We start from the raw sequence: 4282 nt of genomic DNA on the forward strand, positions 1-4282 counted from the left end.
CAATCAAGGAAGGAAATGTCACACTTTTAGAGGTGCTGCCGCTCCCATTCGGGGCGCAGCAGGCTGAGAACGATAACGTCCTGATAATGCCCGTTCACGAAGAAAGCCTGGCGCAGCGTGCCTTCGGCGCGGAAGCCGCATTTTTCCGCCACCCGCACCGAGCCGATATTTTCCGGCGCCGCCAGCACTTCCAGGCGGTGCACGGGGTTGATGCGGAACAGGTAATCGGACAACAGGCCGAGAGCCTCGCTGGTGTAGCCCATGCCGGACAGGTGCTGGTCGAACAGGCGATAGCCAATCTCGCGGCTGCTGGGCGTGCGCGTCTTGAAGTGGGTGATGACGCCGATGATGTGGTGGGTGATCTGGTCTTCCACCACGAAGAGTTCATTGTCTTCGGTGACGAAGCCGTTCTGTGCGAATTCGCGCCGCATGGCTTCCGGCGACTTGAAGAACAGCGAAAAATACTCGCCGCGCGAGGGCAGATCGTTGACCAGCGCGATAAAAGTGTTGAGATCCGTGTTCAGCAGATGGCGGACCGTGCAGAGTTGTCCTTTTAGCATAAACCCATGGTAGGACAATCCTGGGGCCGGGTCAAAAACAATATGTTACTGCGCAACATTGTTAAATGCGTTATTGTTATATGTTCCTAGCGAACATTAACCATCTTCTCAGGACATCGAATGAACCTTCGCAAGCCTCTCCTTACCGCCCTGGCGACCTGCCTRCTGGGCGCTGGCCTTATCGGCAATACCTACGCCGCTTCGCCCAACGATGCAGAAACCCTCGGCAAGATCCGCGACGCCGCCATGCAGGACGACTGGGCCTACCAGCGTCTGGAAGACCTGACCGACCTGGTTGGCCCGCGCCTGTCCGGCTCGGCCGGCGCCGCCGCTGCGGTGGAGCAGGTTGCCGGCGTCATGCGCCAGATGGGCGCCAAAGTGACGCTGCAGCCGGTAAAAGTCCCGCACTGGGTGCGTGGCGAAGAAAAGGCTGAACTGGTCGACTACAAAGGCCGTCCTGCCAACATCACGCAGAAAGTGGTGCTGACCGCGCTGGGTGGTTCGGGCGCAACACCTGCCGCCGGCATGACTGCCAACGTGGTTGTGGTGCACGACTTCGACGAAATGAAAGCACGCGCCGCTGAAATCAAGGGCAATATCGTGCTGTTCGACGTGGCGTTCGACCAGGGCATGGCCGACAAGGGTCTGGCGGGGCCGGCGTATGGCCGTGGCACCAACTACCGCACCAACGGCCCGCGCATGGCGGCCGAACTGGGCGCGGCGGCAGCGCTGGTGCGCTCCGTTGGCGGCGCCGATTACCGTCTGCCGCACACCGGCTTTACCGCGCTGACCGATGCGCATCGCATTCCGGCTGCTGCCGTGTCGGCGGAAGATTCGATGCTGATGGCGCGCCTGAGCAAGCGCGGTCCGATCAGGATCCACCTGACTCTTACCCCGCAAATGCTGCCGGAAGCGGACAGCTTCAACGTCATCGCCGACATTCCCGGCACCGACAAGGCAGATGAAGTGGTGGTGGTGTCCGGCCACCTGGATTCCTGGGATCTGGCCACTGGCGCCAATGACGATGCGACCGGCGTAACCGGCGCCATGGGCGTGCTGCAAACCCTGCACAAGCTGGGCCTGAAGCCGCATCGCACCATCCGTATGATCGCCTGGATGAACGAAGAAAACGGCGGCCGTGGCGGCCAGGCCTACCATGACGCCAACAAGGCGACCATGGCCAAGCAGTTTGCGGCGATCGAAAGCGACGGCGGCGCAGGCCGCACCTTCGGTATTCTGGCCGGCGTGCGTCCGGAATATGAGAAGCAGTTCGCCCCGCTGCGCAAGGCACTGGACCCGATCGGCGCCAGCGTCTTCATGCGCCGCGATGTGATTGGCTCGGGTGACCTGCATTCCATCGAAACCGATGGTGTGCCAAGCTTCGAGCCACTGGTCGACACCAGCGCTTACTTCAACTACCACCACACTGCGGCGGACACCTTCGACAAGGTGGACCCGCTGAATATGAAGCGCCACGTAGCGGTGCTGTCCACCATGGCCTGGTATCTGGCCAACACGGACGAACCCGTCGGCCGTGCGCCGGAGCAGTTCAAGTAAAAAGAAAGGCGGGCTGCGAGCCCGCCTTTTTTATCGCAGCGAAGGTGCGAACAGCGGGTCGGTTACCGAAGTAAAACTGAAGCCTGCGGCCAGCAACTGGCCGATGATGGTGTCGAGATGCGCCAGCGTGTTGGGATGGATCTCGTGCATGAGAATGATGCCGCCCTTGCGCGCACGCGCGGCGGCGAGCACATGGCCGACATAATCGGCGCGGTACTGGGCAGGAACGCCGCAAGCCAGGGCTTCTTTGGCATCGATGGTGCCGGTGTGGTCATAGGCCCAGTCGCAGGAATCGATGTGCCAGCCGACGATCTTGTAGCCGTGCGCGTGCACCAGCGCGTTGGTTTCGCAAGTCGAATTCCCGTATGGGTAGCGGAATAATTTCGGATCGCTGCCTTCCACCAGAGATTCCGTTTTCAATACTTCGTCGGCCTGCGCCTCGGCGCTGACGTCGTGGAAGTTCGGGTGGTTCCAGGAGTGGTTCGCGATGACCTGATGCCCGGCAGCGCGCACGCGCGCCACCAGTTCGGGATATCTGGCGGCCTTCTCGCCGATCATGAAGAAGGTGGCCGTGATGCCGTGCTTCTTCAGGACTTCAAGAATCAGATCGGTTGCGCCGGGCGCCGGGCCGTCATCAAAGGTCAGCACCACGCGGTTGGGCGGCGGCGCAGTCGAAATCTCGGACTCGTAGCGGCAGCTGCGTTCCAGGTCGGCCTGGTCCACTTCCAGTCTGGTGTGCAGGCGTTTGAGGTGCTGGTGGTGCACCATCGCCGCTTCGGGCGTGCGTTCAGGCGCGCTGTCAGGTGCGGCGTTGGCCGCGTGCAGGCACAAGCCGGCAAGCAGCCCGCCGATCATCGTATGTTTCATCACATCGCGTTCAGTGGAATTTTCAGATAGCGCACGCCGTTGTCTTCAGCCTCCGGCAGCTGGCCGGCGCTGATGTTGACCTGAATCGCGGGCAGGATCAGCACCGGCATGGACAAGGTCGCGTCGCGCTTCGTACGCATGTCGACGAAGGTGTCTTCGCTGATGCCGTCGCGCACATGGATATTGGTGGCGCGCTGTTCGGCCACGGTCACTTCCCAGCGTGCCTCACGGCCTGCCGGCGGATAGTCGTGGCACATGAACAGGCGCGTTTCCGGCGGCATGGCCAGCAGCCGGCGAATCGATTGATACAGATCGTGCGCGCTGCCGCCCGGGAAGTCACAGCGCGCGGTGCCTACGTCCGGCATGAACAGCGTATCGCCCACAAACACCGCGTCGCCGATCTGATACGCCATGTCGGCCGGCGTGTGGCCAGGCACGTGCAGGGCGCGCGCAGTCAGCCCGCCGATGCTGAATTGCTCATCCGCTTCAAACAGCCTGCCGAAACGCGACAGGTCGCCATCCTTGCGGTTGAAGACATGCGAGAACGCGTGCTGCACGGTGCGGATGCCCGCGCCGATGCCGATGCGGCCACCGATCTTTTCCTGCAAATACGGCGCGGCGGACAGGTGGTCGGCGTGGGCGTGGGTCTCCAGCAGCCATTCGGTCTTCAGGTTGTGGGCGCGGACGAACTCGATCACGCGGTCGGCCGATACCGTGGAGGTGCGGCCGGACTTGTGGTCGAAATCCATCACCGAGTCGATCACGGCGCATTCACCGCCGTCGCGCTCATAAACGACATAGCTGATGGTGGAGGTGGCGGGGTCAAAGAATCCCTGGATCTGAGGCTTCATATCAAGCTGATAGGTTTTTAATGGCCGCGCCATTATAAAGAAAGCTGATATGAGGGGCTAGCCATATGCGTTTTATGTTGCTAGTGCCCGTTTTGGACCGTGCGTGATGTGCTGCGATCTTCGTGCTACTCTTTTTATACGAGGCTATCAGGAGAACGCATGCAAAGACATTCTCTGCGAAGCATTGCCGCGCTAATGGCGACCATGGGAGCAGCCTCGGCCCCCGCCGCAACAGCCCAGGACAATCTAGCTGGCTTGTCGCTGGAAGAGTTGAGCAATGTACGCATCATTTCCGTTTCCCGCCGCGAGGAGAGGCTGGCCGATGCGCCGGCGGCGGTCTTCATCATCACTTCCGACGATTTGAGGCGCAGCGGCGCAACGCGGCTGGTGGATGCGCTGCGGCTGGCGCCCAATCTGCAAGTGGCGATGGCCAATGCCAGCGGACAC

4 protein-coding genes and 1 pseudogene are annotated in these 4282 nt (G+C 61.6%); 2 read left to right on the forward strand and 3 right to left on the reverse strand.

Translation table 11 applies throughout. The annotated features are described in order from the left end of the window. Window positions 1–26 precede the first annotated feature (26 nt). The gene (locus AB4Z11_RS24760) at window positions 27–560 is read right to left on the reverse strand and encodes a GNAT family N-acetyltransferase (protein WP_442028403.1); all 534 of its coding nucleotides are present in this window, start codon (window positions 558–560) and stop codon (window positions 27–29) included. Window positions 561–680: 120 nt separating this feature from the next. Here AB4Z11_RS24760 and AB4Z11_RS24765 point away from each other — a divergent pair, with 120 nt between their 5' ends. Next, window positions 681–2117, forward strand: a complete 1437-nt coding sequence (locus AB4Z11_RS24765; RefSeq protein ID WP_442028405.1) for a M20/M25/M40 family metallo-hydrolase — start codon at window positions 681–683, stop codon at window positions 2115–2117. 30 nt (window positions 2118–2147) lie between these two features. On the opposite strand, the gene AB4Z11_RS24770 is transcribed toward AB4Z11_RS24765, so the two are convergent. Beyond that, window positions 2148–2984 (reverse strand): polysaccharide deacetylase family protein, encoded by an 837-nt coding sequence (locus tag AB4Z11_RS24770; protein WP_442028407.1) that lies wholly within the window; start codon window positions 2982–2984, stop codon window positions 2148–2150. Then, entirely contained in the window at window positions 2984–3835 is an 852-nt protein-coding gene (locus AB4Z11_RS24775) for an MBL fold metallo-hydrolase (protein ID WP_442028408.1), read from the reverse strand. The genes AB4Z11_RS24770 and AB4Z11_RS24775 overlap by 1 nt, the downstream gene beginning before the upstream one ends. A 159-nt stretch (window positions 3836–3994) precedes the next feature. Here AB4Z11_RS24775 and AB4Z11_RS24780 point away from each other — a divergent pair. Continuing rightward, window positions 3995–4282, forward strand: a pseudogene (locus AB4Z11_RS24780) (TonB-dependent receptor); the annotation flags it as partial.

Source organism: Pseudoduganella sp. RAF53_2 (assembly GCF_052113985.1).
Taxonomy (GTDB): domain Bacteria; phylum Pseudomonadota; class Gammaproteobacteria; order Burkholderiales; family Burkholderiaceae_D; genus Rugamonas.

Bases quoted from the DNA above. Each gene is read 5' to 3' on its own strand.
- AB4Z11_RS24770 (WP_442028407.1), bottom strand. From the start codon at position 2,984: ATGAAACATACGATGATCGGCGGGCTGCTTGCCGGCTTGTGCCTGCAC.
- AB4Z11_RS24775 (WP_442028408.1), bottom strand. From the start codon at position 3,835: ATGAAGCCTCAGATCCAGGGATTCTTTGACCCCGCCACCTCCACCATC.
- AB4Z11_RS24760 (WP_442028403.1), bottom strand. From the start codon at position 560: ATGCTAAAAGGACAACTCTGCACGGTCCGCCATCTGCTGAACACGGAT.